General features: G+C 65.7%; 22 protein-coding genes. 14 read left to right on the plus strand and 8 right to left on the minus strand.

Annotation, left to right across the window (positions count from 1 at the left end; genetic code table 11):
- Nucleotide 1: 1 nt before the first annotated feature.
- From NFI08_RS04585 to NFI08_RS04605, 5 genes are read right to left on the minus strand one after another with little or no spacing between them, the layout of a single operon-like run.
- Complete coding sequence (locus NFI08_RS04585; RefSeq protein ID WP_253029275.1) at nt 2-853, minus strand: fumarylacetoacetate hydrolase family protein; 852 nt, start codon at nt 851-853, stop codon at nt 2-4.
- The gene (locus tag NFI08_RS04590) at nt 850-1,848 is read right to left on the minus strand and encodes an aldo/keto reductase (RefSeq protein WP_349587567.1); all 999 of its coding nucleotides are present in this window, start codon (nt 1,846-1,848) and stop codon (nt 850-852) included. Before NFI08_RS04590 ends, NFI08_RS04585 begins: the two co-directional genes overlap by 4 nt.
- Nucleotides 1,845-2,636, minus strand: a complete 792-nt coding sequence (locus tag NFI08_RS04595; RefSeq protein ID WP_349587570.1) for an amidohydrolase family protein — start codon at nt 2,634-2,636, stop codon at nt 1,845-1,847. Before NFI08_RS04595 ends, NFI08_RS04590 begins: the two co-directional genes overlap by 4 nt.
- On the minus strand, nt 2,636-3,070 hold the full coding sequence (locus NFI08_RS04600) for an RbsD/FucU domain-containing protein (protein ID WP_349587573.1): 435 nt from the start codon (nt 3,068-3,070) through the stop codon (nt 2,636-2,638). The genes NFI08_RS04595 and NFI08_RS04600 overlap by 1 nt, the downstream gene beginning before the upstream one ends.
- A complete protein-coding gene (locus tag NFI08_RS04605; protein ID WP_349587575.1) occupies nt 3,067-4,389 on the minus strand; it encodes an L-fuconate dehydratase in 1,323 nt (440 codons plus the stop codon). The genes NFI08_RS04600 and NFI08_RS04605 overlap by 4 nt, the downstream gene beginning before the upstream one ends.
- Nucleotides 4,390-4,487: 98 nt before the next feature.
- Here NFI08_RS04605 and NFI08_RS04610 point away from each other — a divergent pair, with 98 nt between their 5' ends.
- Nucleotides 4,488-5,216 (plus strand): FadR/GntR family transcriptional regulator, encoded by a 729-nt coding sequence (locus tag NFI08_RS04610; RefSeq protein ID WP_162816418.1) that lies wholly within the window; start codon nt 4,488-4,490, stop codon nt 5,214-5,216.
- Between the two features lie 27 nt (nt 5,217-5,243).
- Here NFI08_RS04610 and fucP read toward each other — a convergent pair whose 3' ends face one another.
- From fucP to NFI08_RS04625, 3 genes are all read right to left on the minus strand, one after another.
- Nucleotides 5,244-6,590 (minus strand): L-fucose:H+ symporter permease, encoded by a 1,347-nt coding sequence (gene fucP / locus NFI08_RS04615; RefSeq protein WP_222568662.1) that lies wholly within the window; start codon nt 6,588-6,590, stop codon nt 5,244-5,246.
- Between the two features lie 553 nt (nt 6,591-7,143).
- A complete protein-coding gene (locus NFI08_RS04620) occupies nt 7,144-7,410 on the minus strand; it encodes a hypothetical protein (protein WP_349587580.1) in 267 nt (88 codons plus the stop codon).
- Nucleotides 7,411-7,619: 209 nt separating this feature from the next.
- Nucleotides 7,620-8,900 carry a FliC/FljB family flagellin gene (locus tag NFI08_RS04625; RefSeq protein ID WP_349587583.1) on the minus strand — a complete coding sequence of 427 codons (1,281 nt, stop codon included), beginning with the start codon at nt 8,898-8,900 and terminating at the stop codon, nt 7,620-7,622.
- 684 nt (nt 8,901-9,584) lie between these two features.
- On the opposite strand from NFI08_RS04625, the gene NFI08_RS04630 reads away from it, so the two are divergent.
- The 13 genes from NFI08_RS04630 (at nt 9,585) to NFI08_RS04690 (ending at nt 25,609) form a co-directional block, all read left to right on the plus strand.
- On the plus strand, nt 9,585-13,577 hold the full coding sequence (locus NFI08_RS04630; protein ID WP_108448569.1) for a sensor domain-containing phosphodiesterase: 3,993 nt from the start codon (nt 9,585-9,587) through the stop codon (nt 13,575-13,577).
- 129 nt (nt 13,578-13,706) lie between these two features.
- Nucleotides 13,707-15,458, plus strand: a complete 1,752-nt coding sequence (locus NFI08_RS04635) for a PilZ domain-containing protein (protein WP_349587588.1) — start codon at nt 13,707-13,709, stop codon at nt 15,456-15,458.
- Nucleotides 15,459-15,576: 118 nt separating this feature from the next.
- Nucleotides 15,577-16,980 (plus strand): flagellar filament capping protein FliD, encoded by a 1,404-nt coding sequence (fliD, locus tag NFI08_RS04640; RefSeq protein ID WP_124804594.1) that lies wholly within the window; start codon nt 15,577-15,579, stop codon nt 16,978-16,980.
- 35 nt (nt 16,981-17,015) lie between these two features.
- Nucleotides 17,016-17,426 (plus strand): flagellar export chaperone FliS, encoded by a 411-nt coding sequence (fliS, locus tag NFI08_RS04645; protein ID WP_045994764.1) that lies wholly within the window; start codon nt 17,016-17,018, stop codon nt 17,424-17,426.
- A 16-nt stretch (nt 17,427-17,442) separates the two neighbouring features.
- The gene (gene fliT, locus NFI08_RS04650; protein ID WP_349587593.1) at nt 17,443-17,901 is read left to right on the plus strand and encodes a flagellar protein FliT; all 459 of its coding nucleotides are present in this window, start codon (nt 17,443-17,445) and stop codon (nt 17,899-17,901) included.
- Nucleotides 17,898-19,253, plus strand: a complete 1,356-nt coding sequence (gene fliK / locus NFI08_RS04655; RefSeq protein ID WP_349587596.1) for a flagellar hook-length control protein FliK — start codon at nt 17,898-17,900, stop codon at nt 19,251-19,253. The genes fliT and fliK overlap by 4 nt, the downstream gene beginning before the upstream one ends.
- Entirely contained in the window at nt 19,250-19,540 is a 291-nt protein-coding gene (locus NFI08_RS04660; RefSeq protein WP_349587598.1) for an EscU/YscU/HrcU family type III secretion system export apparatus switch protein, read from the plus strand. The genes fliK and NFI08_RS04660 overlap by 4 nt, the downstream gene beginning before the upstream one ends.
- 290 nt (nt 19,541-19,830) lie before the next feature.
- On the plus strand, nt 19,831-20,157 hold the full coding sequence (gene flhD / locus NFI08_RS04665) for a flagellar transcriptional regulator FlhD (RefSeq protein WP_349587601.1): 327 nt from the start codon (nt 19,831-19,833) through the stop codon (nt 20,155-20,157).
- Nucleotides 20,154-20,741 carry a flagellar transcriptional regulator FlhC gene (flhC, locus tag NFI08_RS04670; RefSeq protein WP_349587603.1) on the plus strand — a complete coding sequence of 196 codons (588 nt, stop codon included), beginning with the start codon at nt 20,154-20,156 and terminating at the stop codon, nt 20,739-20,741. The genes flhD and flhC overlap by 4 nt, the downstream gene beginning before the upstream one ends.
- 269 nt (nt 20,742-21,010) lie before the next feature.
- A complete protein-coding gene (gene motA, locus NFI08_RS04675; protein WP_045994770.1) occupies nt 21,011-21,883 on the plus strand; it encodes a flagellar motor stator protein MotA in 873 nt (290 codons plus the stop codon).
- Nucleotides 21,880-22,851 (plus strand): flagellar motor protein MotB, encoded by a 972-nt coding sequence (gene motB, locus NFI08_RS04680; RefSeq protein WP_083970640.1) that lies wholly within the window; start codon nt 21,880-21,882, stop codon nt 22,849-22,851. The genes motA and motB overlap by 4 nt, the downstream gene beginning before the upstream one ends.
- A gap of 23 nt (nt 22,852-22,874) precedes the next feature.
- Nucleotides 22,875-25,109: a chemotaxis protein CheA gene (gene cheA, locus NFI08_RS04685; RefSeq protein WP_349587607.1), complete on the plus strand. Its 2,235-nt coding sequence runs from the start codon at nt 22,875-22,877 to the stop codon at nt 25,107-25,109.
- Complete coding sequence (locus NFI08_RS04690; protein WP_045992359.1) at nt 25,106-25,609, plus strand: chemotaxis protein CheW; 504 nt, start codon at nt 25,106-25,108, stop codon at nt 25,607-25,609. The genes cheA and NFI08_RS04690 overlap by 4 nt, the downstream gene beginning before the upstream one ends.
- The last annotated feature ends 17 nt before the right edge of the window (nt 25,610-25,626 follow it).

Below are 25,626 nucleotides of genomic sequence, written 5' to 3' on the forward strand. Positions count from 1 at the left end.
ATTAGCCCTCCCAGGCACGAAAGGTCTGACGCTGGCGGCCCAGGCCGTCGATCTCCACCTCGACCACGTCGCCCGGCTTGAGGTAGTCGAAGCGCCCCGAGACCGCTACCCCTTCGGGGGTTCCGGTAGAGATGACGTCGCCGGGCTCGAGCTGCATGTACTGCGACAGATCACGCACGATCTCGGCGCAGCCGAAGATCATGTCCGAGGTGCGGGAGTCCTGGCGTGGCTCGCCGTTGACCCAGGAGCGCAGGCCCACATCGGCGGGATCGAAGGCGTCGGCGGTCACGATCCAGGGGCCCAGTGGCATATAGCCCGGGCTGCACTTGCCCTTGCTCCACTGGCCGCCGGAGACCTCGAGCTGGAACTTGCGCTCCGACAGGTCGTTGGCGAGCACATAGCCTCCGATATGACTGGCCGCTTCCTCCAGCGAGTCGCAGTAGCTGGCGGTGCTGCCGATCACGATGGCGAGCTCGACCTCCCAGTCGGTCTTTTCCGAACCGCGCGCGATGGTGACGGTATCGTCGGGGCCGGCGACGGTGTTGGGCGTCTTGAAGAAGACGATGGGTTGCTTCGGGGGCTCGGCGCCGGACTCGGCGGCGTGGGCGGCGTAGTTCTGGCCGATGCAGATCACCGAGCCCACCGCCGCCACCGGCGAGCCGTGGCGAACCTCGTCGGCAAGCTCGACGGCGGTCAGCCGTCCGGCGTCCAGCAGCTGGCGAAGACGCGCCACGCCGTTGTCCTTCCAGAAGCCTGGCCCGAAGTCGCCCACCGGCGAGGCGTCATAGAGCACGCCTTCGACCTCGACCAGCGGCATCTCGTTACCCATCGTTCCACGGCGCAACAGCTTCATGTGTTCTCCTTCAGCAGGCCTCGCGCCTGCAGTTCGTTCCAGAAGGCCTCGGGGATATCGCACGAGGCCAGTGCATGATTTCGCTTCACCTGCTCAGGCGAGCGCATTCCGGCCATGACGTTGACCACGGCGGGGTGGCGCCACGGGAAGGCCAGCGCCGCCGCCGGCAGGCTGACGCCGTGGGCTCGCGCCACTGCGGCGAGTTCGCGGGCACGTTCGAGCACCGCCTGCGGTGCCTGGCCGTACTCGTACCAGGCGTCGGCGGGAGGCTCGTCACGCGCCAGCAGGCCCGAATTGAAGGCGCCGACGGCGACCACACCGACCTGGCGCTCAAGACAGGCGCTCATCAGTCCTGTCTGCTCCTGCTCCAGCAGGGTGTAGCGACCGGCCAGCATGATCAGGTCGGGCCTGGCCTGATCGACGAAGCGCTTGAGCATACCGGCGTCCTTGGAGCCCACGCCCCAGGCCGCGATCCTGCCCTGCTCGCGCAGGCGTTCGAGCTCGGGGACCGCCCCCGCCAGGGCTTCCTCGAAGCGATCCGTGGGCTCTTCCGGGTCATGGATCCAGAGGATGTCCACCGACGCCATGTCGAGGCGCGCAAGCGACGCCTCCAGGCTCTGCCTGACGCCCTCGGCGGTGTAGTCACGGCGCCGGGTCAGGTCATCGGCCACGTGGAAGCCGTTGGCCTCATCGCTGCCCTGCGGGGCAGGATTTGGCTCCAGCAGGCGCCCCACCTTGGTGGAGATAACGTAGTCGTCCGGCGAGCGTCCCTTGAGCGCCTTGCCCAGGCGCTGTTCGGACAGCCCGAGCCCGTAGTGCGGGGCCGTGTCGTAAAACCTCAACCCCAGCTCCCAGGCGGTGTCCACGGCGGCCAGGCAGTCCTGTTCGGGGGTGACCTTGCCCATGTTGCCGAACTGCGCCGCGCCGACGCCGAGGCCTTCGAAGGCACGGCGCAGCTTGGGCGGCAGACGGCTGGCGATCGGCGATGTGGTCATCGGGCATCCCTCCTGTGATAGATGTTCAAGGCGTTGTCCTCGGCAACGGCCTGGCGCTTTTCTGCGGGCACCCGCGCCAGCGCCCGCTCGCACCAGTCCTTGGGGTCCTGGCTGATCGGGCTGTCGCTGCCGAGCAGGCAGCGCTCGGCACCGAAGGTCTCAAGCGCCACGTCGACGATGTCCGCGGCGTGGCGCTCGAGCTCATCGGCGTCGCGGCACTCCGCCGGCAGCCCGGACAGCTTGCAGTGGACCCTGTCGAGTTCGGCCAGGCGCGCCAGATTGCGCTGCCAGGCGTCTCGCGCGACGCCATCACGCGGGTTCGGCTTGCCCATATGGTCGAGCACCACCGTCAGCTCCGGTACCCGCTCGAGCAACGCCAACAGGCGCGGCAGCTCCCGGTCCCTGACGCAGGCATCGAAGGGCAGGCCCCAGTCGGCCAAGTGCTTCAGGCCCTCGACAAGGGCCGCCGAATCAAACAGCTCCCGGTCCTGCAGCAGGCGTCTGACGCCGACCACCTGGGGCACCTCGGCCAGACTCGCCAGCGCCCGCTCGGCCTGGGGAAGCTCCAGCGCGACGCTCGCCACCACGCCGTGGACCCGCGGGTCCTGCTGGGCCAGCGAGATCAGCCAGGCGGCTTCCTCGGCGGGATCCGGGGCGTCAGCCTCGACCAGCACGTAGCGGCGGTCCTGGCCATCGGGAATCGGCGCCCTGGCGGGCAGGCCCGCATCGGCAAGCCAGGGAATCCGCACCGCACCGGTGTCCCAGACGTGAAGGTGGGTATCGATCATCACGGAACGCCTATGGTCAGCAGAAAGTTGGAGTAGGGGCGGCACTCGCCGGTGGCCACCACCAGGCACACCTCAGGTCCGCGGCAGGCGTCATAGAAGGCCCAGCGATCCAGGCTCGACCAGGCGATCTGCTGGCCTCCCCCATGGCGGTGGTCGGCCAGCCGCTGGCGGCACTCGACCACCGATTCCGAGGCGCCGCCCTCGGCGTCGGCCATGAAGGTGACCTCTTCCACGAACACCGCCTGGGCCAGCGTCTCCATCACCGACAACACCGGCACCATGCCCTCGCACAGGTTGAGGTAGACCCGGCTCGCCGCTGGCGGCGCACCGGTCGAATGCGGGTAGAGGGCGTCGGCCACCAGCACCCTGGCGCCGTGTCCGGCGGCGGCCAGGCCCTCGAGCAATGGCGGATTGAGCAGCGGGCCGCGGATCATGCCGGCACCGCCTGGCGCCGACGGGTCCACTCGGTGCCGTTCGGCCAGGCCCAGGCCGCCAGCGTCTCGGCCTTGATCTCGGAGGAATACCCCGGCTCACGCGGCAATGTATAGGCGCCATCTCGCACGACGCAGGGGTCGACGAAGTGTTCGTGCAGGTGATCGACGAATTCGGCCACCCGCCCCTCCACAGGACCCGACACCGCGATGTGGTCGATCATCACCAGATGGTTGACCAGCTCGCACAGCCCCACCCCGCCGGCGTGGGGGCAGACGGGCTTGCCGAACTTCCTGGCCATCAGCAGCACCGGGATGATCTCGTTGACGCTGGCAAGACGGCAGGAGTCGATCTGCACGTAGTCGACCGCGTTGGCCTGCAGCAACTGCTTGAACAGCACCCGGTTCATGCCGTGCTCGCCGGTGGCGACGCCGATGCCAAGCGGGCGCACGCCATCGCCGATGCTGCGATGCCCCAGTACGTCATCCGGGCTGGTGGGCTCCTCGATCCACAAGAGGTCGTGATGGGAAAGCTCCTCGACCCGCTCGATGGCCTCGGGCACCTCCCAGATCTGGTTGGCGTCGATCATCAGCGCCACGTCGGGGCCGATCACCGAGCGAGCGATCCCCAGGCGACGTTCGTCGTCCTCGGGATTGGCGCCGACCTTGAGCTTGATATGGCGGTAACCCTCGTCCATCGCTTCCTGGCACAGGCGGGCCAGCTTCTCGTCCGAATAGCCGAGCCACCCCGCTGAGGTGGTGTAGCAGGGAAAGCCCTGCTCGCTCAGCTCGGCGATGCGCTCCTGCTGGAAGGGCCGCTGTTCCTTGAGCATCGCCGCCGCCTCCTCGGCGCTCAGCACGTCACCCAGGTAGCTGAGATCCAACTGCTCGACGAGCACCTCCGGCTCCATCTCGCAGACCAGACGCCACAGCGGCACTCCTGCATGCCGGGCCGCCAGGTCCCAGACGGCGTTCATCACCGCCGCCCGCGCCAGGTGCACCACCCCCTTGTCCGGGCCCAGCCAGCGAAGCTGTGAATCCGCGGCGAGTTCACGATAGACCGCCCCCGGAGACCGGCAGACCTCGGCCGCGTCCCGGCCGACCAGCGGCTGGGCGAGGGCCTCCATGGCCTGCAGGCAGATCTCGTTGCCGCGACCGATGGTAAAGGTGAAGCCGCATCCATAGAGCGCGCGGTCATCGGTGACCAGCCTGAGATAGGCCGCCGAGTAGTCGGCGTCCTTGTTGACCGCGTCGGAGCCGTCGCTGCTGTCCGAGGTGGGAAAACGCAGATCCACCAGTTCGATTGAGGTGATGACGGACACGTATCGTCCTCCAGATTCATCAGATGTATTAAAGTGCTGCCGAAGTTTTCGATAGAATGGCGGGATTCGATCACCCCTTCCGAGCCGGAGCCCCTGCCATGACGCCGCCGCCCCCGTCCGACAGCGACCAACGCCGCCCCTCCCAGTACGAGGTGGTGGTGCAAGGCATCCAGGAGATGATCGTCTCCGGTGAAATCGCCTCCGGCGACCGCCTGCCCGTCGAGTCGATCCTCGCCACCCGCTTCGCTGTCTCGCGCAGCTCGCTGCGTGAAGGGGTCAGGGCGCTGGTCGCCATGGGCATCCTCGAGACCCGCCAGGGCTCCGGCACCACCGTTACCTCGCTGGACCCGGGGCTGCTGCTGAAGCCCCTGGAGTTCTGGGCGGGCATCCAGGCCGGGACCTCGTCCCGCGACCTGCACAATGTGCGCCAGGCGCTGGAGGTGGAGGCCGCGGCGGTGGCGGCGCTGCGACGAACCGATGAGGACATCGAGCGCCTGAAGGCCGTACTGGCCGAGGCCGAGCCCGCCATCCAGGCGCTGGACCACGAAGGTGCCATGGCCGCCGACCTGGAGTTCCACCTCAGCCTGGCGAGGATTTCCCGCAACCCCGTGCTGGTCGCCCTGCTCGAGGCGCTGTCGCGACCGACCCTGCGGATGCGGCTGTGGCAATCGATCCACCTCGGCGGTCGTATCGCCATCACCCACCAGGAGCACCTGGCCATCCTCAATGCCGTCGTCGCCGGCGACCCCAGGGGCGCCCATGCCGCCATGCAGACTCACCTCGCTCAGGTCGCCGTGGTGCTGCGGGACACCCCCGATTCGCGTTAAGGCGCTGCCAGTTCAAGAGACGCCAGCTCAGGCCAGATCACCCTCGTTGCTGGTCTCGGGCCGCGGATGACGCTGTACATAGACGCCGAAGGCCACGATCACCGCGAAGCACACCGCCACCACCAGGTAGCTGGTCTGGGCCGAGGTGATATCGATCAGCCAGCCCTGGGCCAGCGGCACCAGGGCGCCACCGACGATCGCCATCACCAGGCCGGCGGCGCCGTACTTGGTGTCCTGCCCAAGCCCTTCCAGCGAGATGCCGTAGATGGTGGGGAACAGCAGCGAGATACAGGCGCTCAGCAGCACCAGGGCCACCGCGCCGAGCAGGTTGCCGCTGAATACCGCCACCAGCGACAGCGCGACGCCGAGCACGCACATCCCGGTCATCAGCTTGCGCGGGTCTACCCGACCCATGACACCGACCATGACGAAGCGCGACACCAGGAAGACCAGCAGGGAGGCCTGCAGCCAGTAGCCGGCCTCTTCACTGCCGACGCCCAGCGCCTCGGTCACGTAGTGGATGGTGAAGGTCCAGGTGCAGGTCTGGGCGGCCACGTTGAAGAACTGCGCCACCACCCCGAAGGCGTAGCGACGGTTGCGCACCAGCCGCCCGAGACGACTTCCCGACAGCGCCACCGTCTCGCTCTTGCGGTCCGCCATCAGCGCCTCGTGGCGCGGCACCCGCACCATGGCGATGGCGATGGCGATCACCACATAGACCAGCGCCAGGGTGATGTAGGGACCCATCACCGCCTGCAATTCTGCCGACTGCATCTCGGTCAGCGCCTCCTGAGTCAGCGAGGCGCGCTGCTCGGCGGTGGCCGGATTGACGTGGGGCAGGATAAACACCGCGGCCAGCAGCACCCCCAGGTTCGACCCCACCGGGTTGAAGGACTGGGCGAAATTCAGCCGCCGAGTGGCGTTCTCGCGCGGGCCCATCGCCATCACGTAGGGGTTGGCCGAGGTTTCGAGGATCGACAGCCCGGCCGCCAGAGTGAACAGCGCCACCAGGAACATCGAGTAGGTCATCATCTGGGAGGCCGGCATGAACAGAAGCCCCCCGGTGGCCGCCAGCAGGAGGCCGATCAGCACGCCACCCTTGTAGCCCAGGCGCGAATTGATCCAGGCCGCCGGGATCGCCAGGGCAAAATAGGCGCCGTAGTAGGCGAACTGCACCAGCGATGCCTGCAGCGCGCTCATCGAGAACACCGAGCCGAACACCGACACCAGGGGATCGGTCAGATTGCCGGCGAGCCCCCAGGCGGCAAAGCAGGTGACGATAAGCACAAAGGGCAAGGTCATGCCCCTGTGCAGAAAAGAGGACTTTTCCGGCGCCGACTGTTGCTCAGCCGCCGCGGTAGAGGATGCATCCACAAGTGACTCCTTGTAGTGGTTGTTGAGACAATTGATCAGATGAATCTAGCTAGTGAGGGAGAAACTAGTCGAGGAGCCAGGAGAACACAAGGGATGACAGATAAGACAAACGTCTTAGTGGATGCGGAAGATATTATTGCAATTAACTGTTTTGATTGAGTTTTTGTCGCTACGACGTGGAACAGAAAAAGCTCAGGACAGAAGCAGCACCAGGGGCGTCAGGCGAATGGCCTAGGCGTCGCCCACTGACCTTTGCGAAAGATAGATACGATGAATAGCTCAGCCCGGCTGGCTATCGTTATGGGGGGGGGAGAAGGAGGAGAGAAAGGGGACAGGGGAGAGGGGAGAAAGGAAAGAGAAAAGACAGGAGCGTGAGAAGACAGGGCCTGAGAAGAGAGAGCGAGATGAAGAGAGGCGAAAAGAGGAAGTGAGCGTACAGAAGGAAGACAGAGGATAGACAAAGGGTTGAGAGATGGAAGAGAAGCAGGGATGCGGAGGCGTCACGCTGGGACGGGAAAAGGCTCGAGGAGCACAGGCACTTTTCAGACAAGCCCTAGGTGAGTCGCAATGCCAGCTCCGCCTGCCCCACCATAGCCTGCCGATGAATATCGAGCAGATGACGGTAGTCCTCGCCCATGGCGTCCTGCATACCCGTCGCCTCGAAGCGTTCGATTAACTCACTCGCCCAGGCCACCACCTCCTGATAGCGGGCAAGCGCATCCAACAGGGCCTCATCGGAGACAGCCTCCACGGCACCTTCAATCAGGACATCTTCGACCAGGACATCCTGAGAAACGCTTAACGGGTGGGTGCTATTCATTGGTGACTCCTGGGGCCAAGACAGCTGCTGATGGGGGGGCCTGTGACCGAGACTGCCGTGACCGAGACTGCCGTGACCGAGATAGCCGCAACAAGGTTGGCCGGGCCTATAAATGCCGACAGGCGCCAGAGGCGCCTGTCGGGGTTGGGTCGTAAATGCGCGGCCCGCTGAGGAACACGTCAGCCGAGGGCTGACAACCCACCGAGCTATTAGCCCAGCAGAGACAGCACGGACTGCGGCACCTGGTTGGCCTGGGCCAGCACGGAGGTACCGGCCTGCTGCAGGATCTGGGCGCGGGTCATATTAGCCACTTCCACCGCGTAGTCGGCGTCTTCGATACGCGAACGAGCGGCAGACAGGTTGGTCTCGTTGGTGCTCAGATTGGTGATCGCCGACTCGAAGCGGTTCTGGATAGCACCGAGATCTGAGCGCAGATCATCGACTTGGCTAAGCGCACTATCGAGCGCCGCCAGGGGGTCGTCAGTTTTCTTAGCCGTACTGAGCTCTTTTCCAGCTGAAACAACACCATCAGAATCGATTTTAGCTTCGTAATATTTCACATTACCCGGATCGGACGCATCTTTAATAACATAATCAGGCGCACCATCATCCGTGCTTTTATAATCGTGAACTGTTTGACCTGCTGCTAGATTACCTGCATCCAGGTTAACGCTTTTTTTAACAGCAGTTATTTCATCATCTTCATTAACGAGATTAGCACTCACAGCAGTACCACTAGAATCCCAAGCTACCGCACCAGAGCTATCAGTAATGGTAGCAGTATGATAGGTTCCGTCCTTCGCTTTTACGACATAACCCGTGCCATCAGAAAGTTGATAAACCCCATCAGATTCTAACTTTGTTCCGGAGTTACCATCTGCCTGAACGCTTAAGGTGACTTTATCACCAACACGCGCACTAGTAGCAGCAGCCGAAGTGACTTTAGTCTCATCGATGCCATCTGCAACTCGAAAATCCTTTAGGCTCAACGTTTCGGAGTCGATCTTGCCCAAGTTGATTGAGATAGTTTGCCCATCTTCTGAACCAACCTGAATCTTGATATCAGTTTTCGAGCCGTCTAGGACCCTAGTTCCATTGAAGTCAGTTTCTTTAGAAATACGATCAATTTCGTCGAGACGCTGATCAATTTCATTCTGGATCGACTCGAGGTCAGACTGCGAGTTGGTGCCGTTGGATGCCTGAACCGTAAGCTCACGCACACGCTGCAGGTTATCGTTGACCTGGTTCAGTGCGCCTTCGGTGGTCTGGGCGATGGAGATACCGTCGTTGGCGTTACGCTGGGCCTGGGACAGACCGGTGATCTGGCTGCTCATGCGGTTGGCGATGGCCTGGCCGGCGGCGTCGTCCTTGGCGCTGTTGATGCGCAGGCCGGAGGACAGGCGCTCCATGGAGGTGGTCAGGGCGCTCTTGGACGCGTTGAGGTTCTGCTGACCAATCATGGAAGTGATATTGGTATTGATCACGGACATGGTGTCATCCTTCCTTAAAGAGTTGGGCTCCATTGGCGGACCGTCTTGGCCTGCCGCAACGGCGCCGTTGGCCGTTACCCTCTTTATCGGTGGCTCGTCGAAAAGCTTTAGCCCTGGCGGGAAAATTTCTTTGGAAGGCTCTTTCCTGGGCTCTTGCCTGGGCTCTTGCCTGGGCTCTTGCCTGGGCTCTTGCCTGGACTCTTGTCTGGGGGCTTGCTTGACCGCCTGCTGGGCCGACCGCGGCTGCTCTTCACCGGCTCTTCACCGGCTCTTCATCGGCCCTTTATCAGGTCGGCACCCGCCTCCCATCGGGTCTGCGACTGTTCTGCATGCTTTCCTGTGCCGTCTTTGTGCCTATTCGCTGACGCATCTTCTCTACGGTTGTCCCCCTCGCGCCCTTGCTGGACGCTGACTCTGGTAGTGGATGCTGACATCAGGGGCTAGCACTCGCGGGTGATTGAGGTATGTTGAAGACTGTTTTGGTGCCATTTCGAGCAAACGCGTCCAGGGATACCGGACCGCCCGTCCAAAGGCGCCTTTGCCTCGGGCGGTAGACGCACCACGGTGGCCGCTATCAACGCTGTCGCCTGCCATGCTGTGAGGATGGCGAGTCTTCGTCATAGCGTCGGAAGGACAAGGAAATGAGCGCCCGGAAGTAGGGTCGCCAAGGGGGTCGTGGGTAGGATGCCGTTTAGACTGCGCGATGTGGCGGAAGATGCCTGGCTGCTGATGGCCTCCAGCGGAATGCTGATGGTCGGCGCTGCGGGTCTCGCCGCCTGGTTGATCCACCCGGTGGAACAGCCGCTGCTGGTGCCCGATGTGGCGCTGGCAAGCCTCGCTGGCGGCGGCGGCGTTCTGCTGCAGGTGCTGCGCAGACCGCGTGGCCGCAGCGTCTGCGGTCTGATGATGATGCTGCTGGCGCTGTACGCCATCGTCCATGACCTGGTCGCCAGCGGCCCTGCCGACGTGCAGTCGCTGCTGACCGGCGGCCCGCGCATGACCAGTTGGGCGGGGCTAGCAATGCTGCCGGGCTGCGTGGCCCTGATGATCGGGGTGGAGCATCGCCAGGGCCCCTTCTGGTGGCGGTTGTCGGGGGGGCTGCTGCTGCTGATCGGCGCGATCTTTACCGTCTGGCTGGTGATTCCTGGCCAGGCACCCAGAGTCTGGGAGGTGACCCGCAGCACCTCGCCCATGGCGGTGTGCCTGCTCTACCTGATCGCTGGCCCGGCCTCGCTGGTGGCGGCCTCACGCCCACCCCACCGCCCGCTGCGCCTGCAGCGCGCCAGCATCGCCGTAGCCTGTGCCGGGGTGCTGCTCAGCAGTCTGGCCTGGCTGTCGCTCAATCATGTGCGCCAGAGCCACGTCCAGCAGGACGCCGCCAACACCCTGACCAACATCGAAGAGCGCGCACGCGGCCAGATGGCGCTGCACCAACGCTGGCTCGACCGCCTGGCCAACCGCACCGGCGAGCAGACGACCGACGCCAATGCCCTGGCCGACGTCATCACCTTTTACCTGCGCGACGTGCAGAGCCTCGAGAGCCTGGCGCTGTATCGCGGCGACGAGCGGCTATGGCTGCGCTCACGGCGTGCTCAGGACAGCGTCTGCCACTTGAGCGAGGCACTGCCCAGGCCGGCCCGTGGCGAACTACGGCTGGAGTTGCCCGACAACCCGCTGGCGACGTCGGCACGCATGGTCAGGACCCTGGCCGATGACGACCTCCGCCTGGTCGCCTGCATCGACCTGCCCGGCACCCTGGCCCCCAGTCACCGCAGCGTTGCCGACCGCACCCTGCTGGCCATCACCGACAGCCAGGGCGTCTGGTGGTGCGGTTTCGGCGACGACACCTGGGAGGTCAAGGACCCGACCCTTCCCCGGCTGGCCGAGAACACTCTGGAGCTGGACGGCCGCACCCTGTCCCTGCGCGCACTGCCAGGCCCGGACAGCGCATGGTGGCTGGCCGGCAGCCTGCCGGCGCTGATCACCCTGATCGGGTTGATCATGTCCTACAGCCTGGCCATCAGCCTGTCGCTGATGCGCACCCTGCTGTGGCAGACCCAGAGCCTGGTGGCCGCCCAGGACCAGCTCGAGAGCTACCAGGGGATCCAGTCGATGATCGCCCGGGAGGCGCCACTGACCGAGACCCTGGAGGCCTGCTGCAGGCTGTTCGAGGGTCACCTGCCCGACGCCATCGCCACGGTCCTGACGCTGGACCCCGGCGGCGAGACCCTGAGCCTGGCGGCGGGTCGCAGCCTGCCGTCTGAGATGGCACCGCTGCTCGCCAGGACCCCGGTGGGCGGCACCTTCGGCACCTGGGCCAGCGCCGCCGAGGCGAGGGCCCCACGGGCCAGCGACGACATCACCGAGGACCCGGCCTGCGCCGGCGTGCACCCGCGCCTGCGCGACGGCGAGCTGAAGGCCTGCTGGGCCTACCCGGTCATCGCCAGCGATGAACGTCTGCTGGGGGTGGTCAGCCTGTTCTTTCGTCACGAGCCGACCCGGCAGGCCGAGCCCAGCCGGCGTATCGAGCGCTGCCTGGAGCTGGTTGCCCTGGCGGTGGAACGCGACCAGGACCGCCAGGCGCTGTTCCAGAGCGAACAGCGCTACCGTTCACTGTTCACCTACAACCCCGACGCCATCTATTCCCTCGACCACGAAGGCATCTTCGTCGCTGCCAACACCACCTGCTCGACCCTTACCGGGGTACCACTGGGCGACATCCTGGGGCGCCACTACGAACTCTTCGTCAAGGAAACGGATCGCTCCTGGGTGCGCGACGCGGTGCGCAAGACGCTCAAGGGCGAGGTCACCCGCTACACCCTGCCCATCATCACCCCCCTGGGCAGGCGGGTGATGGACATCACCAACCTGCCGATCATCATCGACGGCGACATCAGCGGCACCTTCGGCATCGCCAAGGATGTGACCGAACGCCACGCCCAGGAGACCCAGCTGCGCATCCTGCAGCGCAGCGTCGAGGCCAGCATCAATGGCATCGTGATCGCCGATGCGCGCTCGCCGGAGCTGCCGATCATCTACGCCAACCCGGCCTTCATGCGCATGACCGGCTATCCCGAGGAAGAAGTGCTGGGGCGCAACTGTCGCTTCCTGCAGGGCGAGGAAAGCGACCCCCAGGTGGTCGGACGCATTCGCCGCCAGCTGGCAAACCACAGCGAAGTCCGCGCCACCCTGCTCAACTATCGCAAGAACGGCGAGGCCTTTTGGAACGACCTCTACATCTCGCCGGTGATGGACAGCGAAGGCGAGGTCTCTCACTTCGTCGGCGTCCAGCACGACATCTCCGAGCACAAGGCCTACGAGGAGAGCCTGGCCTACCATGCCAGCCACGATGCCCTGACAGGCCTGGCCAATCGCGCCCTGTTCGAGGATCGCCTGCGCCACGATTTCGCCCTGGCCAAGCGCCAGTCCCACCACCTTGGCGTGCTGTTCATCGACCTGGACGAGTTCAAGCCGATCAATGACAGCCTCGGCCACGACGTCGGCGACAAGGTGTTGATCCAGGTCGCCCAGCGGCTCACCGAGGCGCTCAGGCCCGGGGATACCGTGGCCCGCTTCGGAGGCGACGAGTTCGTGGTGCTGCTGCCGGACCTCGACGAGCCCGAACAGGCGGTGACCCTGGCCGAACGCCTGCTGCCGAGGGTGGCCCAGGCCTACCGGGTCGACGAGCATGAGCTGCACGTCACCGCCAGCATCGGGGTGGCAGTGTCCAGCGACGTCACCATCGAACCGATGCAGTTGCTGCAGCAGTCCGACATGGCCATGTACCAGGCCAAGCACCAGGGACGCAATGCGCTGCAGCACTTTAGCCAGGACATCACCTGGGGGGTAAACGAGCGGGTCGCGATGCGCCATGATCTGCAGGCCGCCATCGACGGTGAGCAGCTACGCCTGCACTACCAGCCGGTGTTCGACAACCACCGGGCGATCATCGGGGTCGAGGCGCTGTTGCGCTGGGAACATCCGGTACGCGGCCAGGTGCCGCCCCAGGACTTTATCGCCCTGGCCGAGGAAACCGGCCAGGTCATCGCCATCAACCACTGGGTGCTGACCCGCGCCTGCAGCGACCTGCAGCTCCTCAACGAGGCCGGCCTCGAGGGCCTGGCGGTGGCGGTCAACCTGTCGCCGCTGCAGTTCCGCCGGGCCAACTTCCTCGAGACCGTGCGCGACACCCTGAACCAGACCGGCATCGAGGCCCACCAGCTTACCCTCGAGCTGACCGAGGGCATCCTGATGCACGACACCCCGAACGCCATCGAGACGCTGCAGTCGCTGCGCGACATGGGTGTCGAGGTGGCCATCGACGACTTCGGCACCGGCTTCTCGAGCCTGGGCTACCTCAAGCACCTGCCGGTCAGCACGGTGAAGATCGATCGCACCTTCGTCCAGGGACTGCCGGACAACCAGGAGGATGGCGCCATCCTCCAGGGGATCATCGCCATGGCCCACCACCTGGAGTTGATGGTGGTGGCCGAAGGCATCGAGCACGAGGCCCAGCACGAGTTCCTGCTGCGGCATCACTGCGACGCCTTCCAGGGCTTCCACCTGGCCCACCCCATGCCCTTCGAGCGCTTGACCCGCTTTCTCGGCGAGCATCGCCTGGCCAGCCAGCGCGACGCCATCGACCGCTCGCGGCGCAAGCGTCACTCTCAGGCCTGACAACGCTTGACCTGTGTCAGCATCCCCGCCGACTGTTTAGTCCGAGCAAGGTTGCCCGCCTAAAGATCCGGCACCTTCGGCCGATACTCCGAGACAACGTATGCCAGATGTCGTCGAGGAGTCCCGCTGGTGCCGCACCAACAAGAATTCGAAGAAGTACGCGCCCCTCAGGAAATCACCAGGCTGCTGGACTGCTTGAGCGGCCCCCAGGGGGCCGCACTGGCGTGGGAAGAAGGCAGTGGAACGCCGACACCGGTGCTGCTGATGGAGATTGACCCGGGGGAGTCCATCACCCTGGACATCACCGCGGTGGAAGGGCTTCACTGCCAGCTTAAGCAGGGCAAGCCCTTTCGTCTGGTCGGCTACTGCGAGGGAATGATCACCCGCACTCCGGCGATCACGGCCGCGGACGGAGAGGTGACCACGGCGCCGAGTGAGGCGGAGCTGTCGCGGGAAGTCAGCCGCGCACCTGGGCAGGGCGTGCCGCTGCGCCGGCTATGGCGCTGCCCCTACCCGGACCAGCTGGAGCGGCTGCAGCGCCGTCAGAGCTTTCGCGCGCGCCTGCGCCTGGGCATGTCCGCCGAGGCGGTGCTCAGAGACGGCGATATCCAGGACCTGCACGGGGACCTGATCGATCTGTCGGTAGACGGCTGTCGCCTCGACCTCCCGCGCACCGCCGCTCCTGTGCTGACCAACAGAGAGCTGCCGGTGCCGCTGGAGCTGGGCTTTCCCGATGGCACCCGTCTGGCGCTCCAGGCCGTCGTGCAACATCATCGCTTCGACCCCGAACGGCGCCTGGTCGAGGCCGGCTTTCGCTTCGTCGGCGTCGGGGCCCACCAGGATCGCACCCTGTGGAAGCTGGTACGCGAGGTCGAACGCGAGGCTGCGCGCATCGCCGAAGGGGTGGATTCCAGGCGTCCGCCATCGTCGCTGTTTCAGCAACCGGCAGGGCGCCGCGGCCCACGCCTTGGTCGTCGCGAGGCGGAAACCTACCCCACCGTCATGACCCAGCGGCTATCCCGCGTAGCCGGCTACCTGCACGCCCAGGCGATGGAGCTGATTCAGGGCGGCTGCATCCACGGCCCGCGCCTGTCGCGCCAGGCCGACCACCTGCTGGCACTGTACGACGAGGACCGCGACGGTGTGCTGTTCGCGCTGAGGTTCCTGACCCGGGAGTCCTGGCCGGTACGCCACGGCCTGTCTGTGGCGATCCTGTTGATCGACCTGCTGGAAGACAGCCTGCCCGGCGAGTTGCGCAAGTCCATCGTCGCCAGCGCCATGATCCATGACCTGGGCAAGGTGCTGCTGCCCGAGCCCCTGCGCCTGACGCCGACCTTCGGCGACGCCGAACGCAATCGCCTGGTCCAGCACGTGGGCTGGCTGCGCGAGCGCCTCAGCCACTGCGCCTGGATCAACGCCTCGGTGTTCGAGGCCACCGCCTGCCAGATCAACGAGCGCCTCGACGGCAGTGGCTATCCCGCCGGCATCCGCGACGACGAGCTGCGTGAGCTGGCCCGGGCCAGTGCCGTGGTCGACGCCATCGATGCCATGCGTGCCCAGCGCCCCGACCGTCCGCCCTGGCGTCTCGCGGCGATCTACCGCTACCTGCTCGACCATCCCGACAAGTTCGACACCAGCTGGGTCAAGCGCTTTATCCGGCGCTTCGGCCTGTACCCGATCGGCTCGCTGGTGCGCTTTGACGACGCATCGCTCGGCTGGGTACTGGCGCTGGACGACCAGGGTCGGCCCTCGCGGGTACAGCGCATGGCCGGCAAGCCGCCCAGCCAGGTCCCGCGGGAGCCGCTGATCGGCCCGCTGGTGGAAGGCGAGACACTGGCCGCTCTGGGCGAGATCCAGGCCGAGGTGATCATCGGCGCCTGACGCTCAAGTCAAATGAGCAACCGCCGATAAGACGATATACCAAGCACAAGGACGCCTGTTCGAGCCACTGGCCTGCCGGCGTTCTGTCACACTGCCCCCATCACACAGGAAGGACGACATGGCCTCGATCTCATCGCTCGGCATCGGTTCCGGTCTCGACCTCAACGGGCTGCTCGATCAGCTCGAGGCGGCGGAGCAAAAGCAGCTGGAGCCCATCGTGGCCCAGCAGGCGAGCTATCAGGCCAAGATCTCCGCCTACGGCACCCTGGAAGGCGCGCTGAACAGCTTCCAGGAGGCGGTCGACAAGCTCGGCGACCCGGCGCTTTACCAGAGCCTGTCCAGCAGCGTCGAGGGCGAGGGTATCAGTGCCAGCGCCAGCGAACTGGCGAGCCCCGGCCGCTACGACGTCGAGGTGACCCGGCTGGCCCGAGCCCAGAGCCTGGCCAGCGACGGCTTCGACGCCAGGGACAGCGAGCTGGGCGCCGGCACCCTGAGCCTTACCGTGGGTGGCGAAGACGTCAGCATCAGCCTGAGCCAGGAAGACAGCACCCTGGAGGGACTGCGCGACGCCATCAATGACACCGAGGCCGGCGTCAGCGCCTCGATCATCAATACCGGCGACGCCGACAACCCCTACCGTCTGGTGCTGTCGAGCGACAAGACCGGCGCCGAGGCGTCGATCAGCGCCGTGAGCTTCGTGCCGGATGACGCCGCCGATACCGAGCTGCAGACCAAGCTGGCCTTCGACATCGCAAGCCCCGACCCCGACGACACCGGCGCCGGCATGCACCAGTCGGTGGCCGGTGAAGACGCGGCACTGACGGTCAACGGCATCGCTATCACCAGTGCCTCCAACAGCGTCGAGGGGGCCATCGAGGGCGTCGACCTGACCCTGACCGACGTCGGCGAGACCACGGTCAAGGTCGAGTACAACAACCTGGCCCTGCGTGAGGCGGTCAGCGGCTTCGTCGACAGCTACAACGAGCTCAAGGACACCATGGGCACGCTGACCAGCTTCGACGCCGAGAGCGGTGCCTCGGGCGAACTGCTCGGCGACGCCACCCTGCGCAGCATCGAATCGCGGCTGCGCGGCACCCTGTCCGGCGGCGTGGCCCAGGGTGACTTCCGCACCCTCAGCGATATCGGCATCACCCTGCAGCTCGACGGCACCCTGGAGCTCGATGACGAGCGCCTGGACGAGGTCATCTCCAGCGAGCGCGGCGACCTGGCCGACTTCTTTACCGGTGGCGAGGACGGGGTAGGTCTTGCCGACAGCCTCGACGACACCCTGGGCGCCATCCTCGACGACGGCGGCCTGCTCGACAACGCCACCAGCGGGCTCGAGACCCGCATGGAAAGTCTCGACCGCCAGTACGAGCGTACCGAGCAGAGCATCGACGCCACCGTGGAGCGCTACCGCAGCCAATTCGGACAGCTGGACAGCATGATCGCCAGCATGAACCAGACCAGCAGCTACCTGACCCAGCAGTTCGATGCGCTGAACGCCCAGCTGAACCAGTAGCCTGAGCCCGCCAGCCCCAGCCGAGGAGACAACCAATGACACAAGCACAGGCCACCTATGGCCGCGGCGCCGGCGCTTACGCCCGCATGGGGGTGGAGAGCGGCGTGATGTCGGCCAGCCCCCACCAGTTGATCGTGATGCTGTTCGACGGCGCCCAGGCGTCGATTCGCGCCGCCCGCCTGCACCTGGAAGACGGTAATATTCCGGCCAAGGGCGCCGCCATCTCCAAGGCGCTGGATATCGTCAACAGCGGCCTGCGCGCGGTGCTGGACGGCGAACAGGGCGGCGAGGTGGCACTGCAGCTCGACAGCCTCTATGACTACATAGCGCGCCGCCTGCTCGACGCCAACCTGCGCAACGACGCCAGTGGCCTCGACGAAGCCGAACGCCTGATCGAGGATATCGCCTCGGCCTGGCGCGAGATCGGCACCACCACCCACTCCTGAGCGCTTGAGGTCCTAGATGCCACCGCTTGCCGAGTACCACGGCCCAGATACCCAAGGCCCAGTTACCCAAGACCCCCTGCTGTCTCGCTACGAGGCGCTGCTGGCGCTGACCGAGCAGATGCTGTCGCTGGCCGCCGACCATGCCTGGGACGAGCTGATTGCTGTCGAGGGCGACTATGTCAGCCAGGTTGCCGCTCTCGACAGCGCGGCACTCGACAGCGCGGCACTCGATGGCGCAGCACTCGATGGCGCGGCGCCGATGGCAAGCCTCGACGCCGACGAGCGCCAGCGCCTGGGCAGCCTGCTGGAGGCCATTCTGGTCAATGATCTGGCGCTGCGAGAAAAGCTGGTCCACCGCCGTGACGAACTCGGCGAACTGCTCAAGGTGTCGCGCAACCAGCAGGACCTGCACCGCGCCTACGCCGGTGGCCGGGTGGTCAGCGCCGGCACCCGCTTTCGACGCGAGACGCCGTGAGCGGCATCACACCGCTGATCGATACCCTGCTCCACCAGGTGCTGGGCAAGCGTGTCGACGTGCCCCCGACCAAGGACCCCAACGCCCCGGTCCAGCCGGTGGACCCGGGGCGGGGGCCAGGCGCGGTCCATAGCGATTCGCGCCTGGACGCGCGGCGGCCCCAGCAAGCCGCCGCCACCACCGGCGAGCGCCCGGCAACACCGAACGCCGAGGTCCCCACCGACAGCGATCGTCCCGCCTCCACCATCACCCGCTTGAGCGCACCGGGCGCTCGCATCGCCGAGCTGCTGGCGCGTTTTCCGGCGCCGCCCTCGGCGCTGGCATCGACGGCCCCCCTGCTGACGGCGAGCCCCGCCCAACAAGCGGCCCAGAGCGCGTCGCCGTCGACGCTAGGCGCCACACACGGCGCCCCGGCGACCACGGCAACCACGGCGACCAGCGCAACGGCCGGGCTGGCCACTGGCCCGTCAGGGCCCGCCGTCACGATGCTCGCCGAGCGTCTGGGCGAGCGCGTGCGCGACAGCGGCCTGTTCTACGAGTCCCACCTCAATCGCTGGTTTCACGGCAACCTGGACCGCGCCCAGCTGGCACGGGAGCCCCAGATGTGGCGCGCCCTGGTGTTTCGGCCAATGGCCAGCGAGGCGAATGCTCAGACCTCTGGGCACTCCCCCGCTTCAGGCTCTGGTCGGCTCTCTACTCAAGCGGGCGCAATGGCCGGGCAACCGAGCGCTCAACCGAGCTCTCAACCGGGCACTCAACCGAGCTCTCGACAGAACATGGCGCCCGCCTTCCCGCTGGCGCCCTGGCGCAGCTCCCAGCCGGCCGGCTATCTGCCCAGCCTGGCGACGACGATCGCCGCCGATGCCCAGGGCGTCTCGAGCACGTCGGACGATGCCGCCGCCGCCCGTCGCGAGGGCGCATCCCCAAGCGGCGTCCACGAGAGCCTCGCTCCGCTGGTGCGCCACCAGCTCGAGATGCTGGCCACCCCGGTGCTGCGCTGGGAAGGCGACGTCTGGAGCGGACTGTTCATGGCGCTCGCCATTCATCCCCCGCAACGGGAGCCGGATCATCAGGGCGGCGGCAAGGGCCGCGATGACAACAAGGACGAGGAACACGCCTGGCGTACCGAGCTGGAACTGGAGCTGGCCGAACATGGCTCGCTCAGAGTGTCCGCGCTGCTCGGTGAAGAACACCTGAGCCTGCGCCTGGCGACGTCCGCCGAGGCCTTGAGGGATCGACTCGAGCAGGGACGTGAAACGCTGATACAGCGCCTCGAGGGGCATGGCTTCGCCCGGGTGGAGCTGACCATCACCGAGAGTGACCGTGGGTCCGCCGAGGAGCGTGCAAAGTGAGCGATGACCAACCCACACCCTCGCGCCGCCATGCAGTAGCTCTGAGCTATGGTGAAAATGATCAGGCACCGAGGGTGATCGCCAAGGGCTACGGCGATATCGCCGAGCGCATCATCGATGAAGCCCGTCGCCAGGGCATCCACGTCCACGATGAACCGGCGCTGGTGGGCCTGTTGATGCAGCTCGATCTGGACGAGCAGATCCCCCCTCGTCTCTACCAGGTGATCGCCGAACTGCTGGTGTGGGTGGGCGAGCTAAATGCGAGCGACTCGCGAAACAGAGTGTAATAAAATGTACACAGCTAATTAAACTTGGGTTTTTTTGGCGTCGTAAACATCGGTTTTCTTTGAATATTCACTTTTCTTGATACACATCATACGGACACCGTTGAAGCTTTTTCCTCCCTCCTGCCTTGCGCCACACTGATAGCAATCGACAATACCTCGAATGGTGGACACGGACCTGACACTTAAACGTCAAAAAGTTCCGATAGTGTCCGTCCGCACCTATTCAGGTATATCGGCAATACCTAAAGCTGGCGATGATCAGCAAAAAAAACGATCAAGGCAGGGAACCCATGAGCAATCAGTCACTGATCGACGAGATTCAGGAGTTGAATCTTGCCTATCTTCTGCTGGCCCAACGTCTGTTGGCCGAAGACCGCACCACCGCCCGTCTGCGTCTGAACATCAGCGAAGAACAGGCCGAGCTGCTGGAAAGCTTCAATGCACGCCAACTGACCCGGCTGTCACGCACCAACCAACTGCTCTGCCAACTGGGGCTCGGCTCCACCGAGCAACTGCGTCAGGTGGTGGACAACCCGCGGGAACAGGGCCTGGCCCACCTCCACTCCTCGCTGTTGATGGCCTGCAATGCGGCCCCGGCGGGAGGCACGCTGTCATGAGCAGCAAGAGCCTGGTCCAGGAGATGCATCAGGTGCAGCTCGCCATCGACCTGATCGAACTCGGTGCGCGTCTGCAGGTACTGGAAACCGAGACCGACCTCAGTCGGGCCCGCCTGATCCGGCTGTTCAAGGAGGTCCGCGGCATGTCACCGCCCAAGGGCATGCTGCCGTTTTCCACCGACTGGTTCATCACCTGGCTACCGAACATCCACTCGTCGCTGTTCTACGCCTTCTATCAGCGCCTGCAGGACCAGGGTTGCGAGCGCATGGAGGCCTTCGTCAAGGCCTACCGGCTGTACACCGAGCAGATCGACATCGACGCCGCCGAGCCGGTGCTGGGGCTGACTCGGGCCTGGACGCTGATCCGCTTCTTCGAGAGCGACCTGCTGCAGTTGACGCCCTGCACCCGCTGTCATGGCAATTTCGTGGCCCACGCTCACTCGCCGAGCCACGACTACGTCTGCGGCATCTGCCAGCCGCCGTCCCGCGCCGGCAAGACCCGCCGTCGCCAGGCGCAGAAGGACGAGGCCGCCAAGGCCGCAGAGACGCCAGCGATTGCAGGGCCGGTCAAGTATCTGGCTTGACCCCTCTTTACCACCGCAGGCCGCAGGGTGACTCCTCGTCGGAGCGCCCTGCGGCAGTCCAGTCCACGGTTTTCCGCCCTACGTCTCTCGACCTGCATCCTCGCTCCGTCTCCACTTTCTCCCCTTCTCCGCTCTCTCCCCCTTCTTCCTTGGGCCCATCGAACCTGCATATTTTTTCGTTGAACGGTGATTTCACGGCTCAAGTCTGTCGCCGTCACGCCGATAACTGAAGCAGAACGTCTTCCACGTCTCTGCAAAGGATAGTCGTCGTGCTGATACCTATTGGATTCGCGGTCGTGCTGCTGTCGGTATTCGGGGGCTTTGTGCTCTCCGGCGGCAGCCTCGGCCCGCTGTTCCAGCCGACCGAACTGCTGATGATCGGTGGCGCCGGCGTTGGCGCCTTCATCGCCTCCAACCACGGCAAGGCGCTCAAGGCGACCTTCCGCATCTTTCCTCGTCTGAGGCGCTCCAAGCGCTACGACAAGGCCATGTACATGGAGCTGATGGCGCTGCTCTACCGCTTGCTGGCCAAGGTGCGCCGCGACGGCATGCTGGGCATCGAGCGCGACATCGACAACCCCGCCGAAAGTGCGCTGTTCAGCGAGTACCCCAAGGTCGTCGCCGACCCGATGATCATGAACTTCCTGACCGACTACCTGCGCCTGATGGTAGCCGGCAGCATGGACCCGATGGAAATCGACGAGCTGATGCTCCACGAGATCGAGATGTTCGAGCAGGAGGCGCATATTCCTGCCGACGCCATCGCCAAGGTCGGCGATTCCATGCCCGCCTTCGGCATCGTCGCCGCGGTGATGGGGGTGGTGAAGGCGCTGAGCGTCACCGCCGCCGATCCCGCCGAGATGGGGGTGATGATCGCCCACGCCCTGGTCGGCACCTTCCTCGGCATCCTGCTCGGCTATGGCTTCATCAGCCCGCTGGCCTACCGCATCGAACGCCAGACCGGCGAGTCGATCAAGATGCTGCAGTGCCTGAGGGTCACCCTGCTGGCCAGCCTGCACGGCTATCCGCCGCAGCTGGCGGTGGAGTTCGGCCGCAAGGCACTGCACACCAGCGAACGCCCGAGCTTCAAAGAGCTCGAGGACCATGTGCGTGACGCCAAGGCCAGCGCGGGGGCCGCATGAGCAGCCCCAACCAGCGCCGACCGATCATCATCCGCCGCAAGAAGGTGGTGCATCGCCACCATGGCGGTAGCTGGAAGATCGCCCTGGCTGACTTCATGACGGCGCTGATGGCGCTGTTTCTGGTGATGTGGATCCTGTCTTCCGCCAGCCGCGAGACCCGCGAGGGCGTGGCCGACTACTTCAGCATGCCGCTGCTGGCCGCCATGACCAATGGCGACAGCGTGGCCATGAGCCCCCAGGTCATCCCCGGTGGCGGGCCCGACGTGACCAGCCAGCAGGGCGAGCGCATGCGCATCGACCTCAAGCGCCAGACCCGCCCCAGCGAGCAGCAACGACGCGCCTTCCGTGACCTGCAGCAGCGCATCGAGCTGGCCATCCAGCAGGACCCCAGCCTGCGCGGACTGCGTGACCAGCTGCGCTTCGACATGACCCAGGAGGGGCTGCGCATCCAGTTGCTGGACGACGAGCAGCGGCCGATGTTTGCCCTCGGCAGCGACCGCGTGGCGCCCTACCTGCGCAATCTTCTGCGCACCATGGCACCACTGCTCAACGACCTGCCCAACGACCTGAGCATCAGTGGCCATACCGACAGCCTGGCCTATCTGAACGGCCGGGGCGGCTACAGCAACTGGGAGCTTTCCTCGGACCGCGCCAACGCCTCGCGCCGGGAGCTGCTCGATGGCGGCCTCGAGGGCGACAAGCTGCTGCGGGTGGCAGGCCTCGCCGACCAGGTGGTGATGCCTGGCACCGACGCCGATGACCCGATCAATCGACGTATCGAACTGGTGGTGCTGTTTCCCAGCGTCGCCGAGCTGATTCGCCACCCCGGCACCCTGGATCCGCGAGCCCCCAGGCCCGCCAGGGGCGGCGGTGAGGCCCAGCTCGCCGGTCCCCTCGAGGACATCGAGGCACGCTTTCACACCGCCCTGGCCAATTCCCCAGCGTCGCCGCCAGACGAGCCGCACTGAACCAGAACAAGGGTGACACAGGCATGGATATCACCGACTTCTACGACACCTTCTTCGAGGAAGCCGAAGAACTGCTGGCGGACATGGAACGCCATCTGCTGGAGCTGGACCCAGCAGCGCCGGACACCGAACAGCTCAACGCCATCTTCCGCGCCGCCCACTCGATCAAGGGCGGCGCCGGTACGTTCGGCTTCGAGATCCTGCAGCGCACCACCCACCTGTTCGAGAACCTGCTCGACCATACCCGGCGCGGCGAGCTGCGCCTTCGCCCCGACATCGTCGACACCTTTCTGGAAACCAAGGACATGCTCAACGACCAGCTCGACGCCTACCGTAACGAACAGGCGCCGGACCAGGAGGCCTACGAGCGCATCTGTCAGACCCTGAAGACCCTGGCGCTGGAGGAGATCGGCCAGGCGCTGGACGGCGGCGCCGAGCCTGCGGCACCTGCGGCGGCGGCTGATCCTGCCCCCGCCCCGGCGGCGACGGCTGCGCCCGCCGACTCGCCCGCGGACCAGGCCGCCGCCAGTGAAGCGCCGGCACAGGACGACGGCACGGCCCTGGTGGTGGCGCTGATCGACGTCGCCGACAAGGACCGCGAGCTGCTGGTGGAAGAGCTGGCCCAGCTCGGCGAGGTGCTGGAGCGACGCGGCGACGCCCAGCGCCATGAGGTGGTGCTGTCCACCAGCGTCAGCGCCGAGGATATCGAGGCGGTGATGTGCTTTATCGCCGAGGCCGACCAGGTCGAGATAGGTCCCTGCCGGAGTGTCGCTGGCACAGCCCCTGTTACCGACACTGACAGCGCCCCGGAAAGCGCAGGCGACAGCGCAGAAAAAGCCCCCGCCGCCCCAGCGCCTGTGGCCGAGCCAGTCCCTGCGACGCCCGGCGCTGATGCGGGCAGCGCCGCCACTGCCACTGCTGCTGCCACGACCGCCGCCACTTCTGCCACTTCCGCGGATGCCGGCTCGTCCCCGCCGCGCCAGCAGCGCAAGGCCAGCGCCAAGCCGGTCAAGGAGGCCAGCTCCATCCGCGTCTCGGTGGACAAGGTCGACCAGATCATCAACCTGGTCGGTGAGCTGATCATCACCCAGTCGATGCTCGACCAGACCGTCAGCGAGCTCGACGCCGCCGCCGATCCGCGCCTGCTCAACGGCATGAGCCTGTTGCAGCGCAATGCGCGGGATCTGCAGGAGGCGGTGATGTCGGTCCGCATGGTGCCGATGGACTACGTCTTCAGCCGTTACCCAAGGCTGGTCCGCGACCTGGCCTCCAAGCTCGACAAGGACGTGGAGCTGACCACCGAGGGCGAGTCCACCGAGCTCGACAAGAGCCTGACCGAACGCATCATCGACCCCCTGACCCACCTGGTGCGCAACAGCCTGGACCACGGCATCGAGTCGCCCGAGGCGCGCCTTGCCGCAGGCAAGCCGGCGACCGGGCGACTGACCCTGTCGGCCCAGCACCAGGGCGGCAACATCCTGATCGAGGTGATCGACGACGGCGCCGGCCTGGACCGCGAGCGCATCCTGGCCAAGGCCCGCGAAAGCGGCCTGAACGTCTCCGACGCGATGAGCGATGACGAGGTGTGGCAACTGATCTTTGCCCCCGGCTTCTCCACCGCCGCCCAGGTCAGCGACGTCTCCGGCCGCGGGGTCGGCATGGACGTGGTCAAGCGCAACATCCAGGCCATGGGCGGTCACGTCGAGATCCTGTCGCGCCAGGGCCAGGGCACCACCACCCGCATCGTGCTGCCGCTGACCCTGGCGATCCTCGACGGCATGTCGATTCGGGTCGGCGAGGAGACCTTCATCCTGCCGCTGTCGGCGGTGCTGGAGTCGCTGCAGCCCTCCCGCGACAACCTCTACGCCATGGCCGGCGACGACCAGGTGCTGCAGGTGCGCGACGAGTATCTGCCGGTGGTGGCGGTCCATTCGGCGCTGGACGTGGCCAACGCCCGCACCGAGATCACCGAGACCATCGCCGTCATCGTCCAGGGCGAAGGGCGCCGCTACGCCCTGCTGGTGGACGACCTGATCGGCCAGCAGCAGGTGGTCGTCAAGAACCTGGAAACCAACTACCGGCGGGTGCCGGGCGTGTCCGCCGCCACCATCCTGGGTGACGGCAGCGTGGCGCTGATCCTGGACATCGCCGACCTGCACCGCCTCGACCGCGAGAAGAAACAGCGACGCCACCACGATACTCGCGGCGCCCACCTTTTGCCTGAATCCCAGCCCCTGACGGAGGACCTTTCAGCATGAACCAGCACACCGATCTGGCAGCACAGGCGGCCACCGACCTGAGCCACCGTGAATTCCTCGTGTTCTCCCTGGGCGACGAGGAATACGCCATCGACATCCTCAAGGTCCAGGAGATCCGCGGCTACGAGAACGTCACTCGCATCGCCAACGCCCCAGCCTTCATCAAGGGCGTGACCAATCTGCGCGGCGTCATCGTTCCCATCGTCGATCTGCGCATCAAGTTCCGCCTGGAGCGGGTCGAGTACGGCGGCCAGACCGTGGTGATCGTGGTCAACGTGGGCACCCGCGTGGTGGGCATCGTGGTCGATGCGGTGTCCGACGTGATGACCCTGGCCCCGGAACAGATCAAGCCGGCCCCGGAGTTCGGTGTGACCCTGTCGTCGGACTACCTGAGCGGCCTGGGCAGCCTCGAGGACCGCATGCTGGTGCTGGTGGACATCGACAAGCTGTTGACCAGCGACGAAATGGCCCTGGTCGAACACGCCGGTGACGGCGCCTGACGCCCTCTGCTCCCGAT

The sequence above is a fragment of the Halomonas sp. EF61 genome, assembly GCF_040147045.1.
GTDB classification, from domain to species: domain Bacteria; phylum Pseudomonadota; class Gammaproteobacteria; order Pseudomonadales; family Halomonadaceae; genus Halomonas; species Halomonas litopenaei.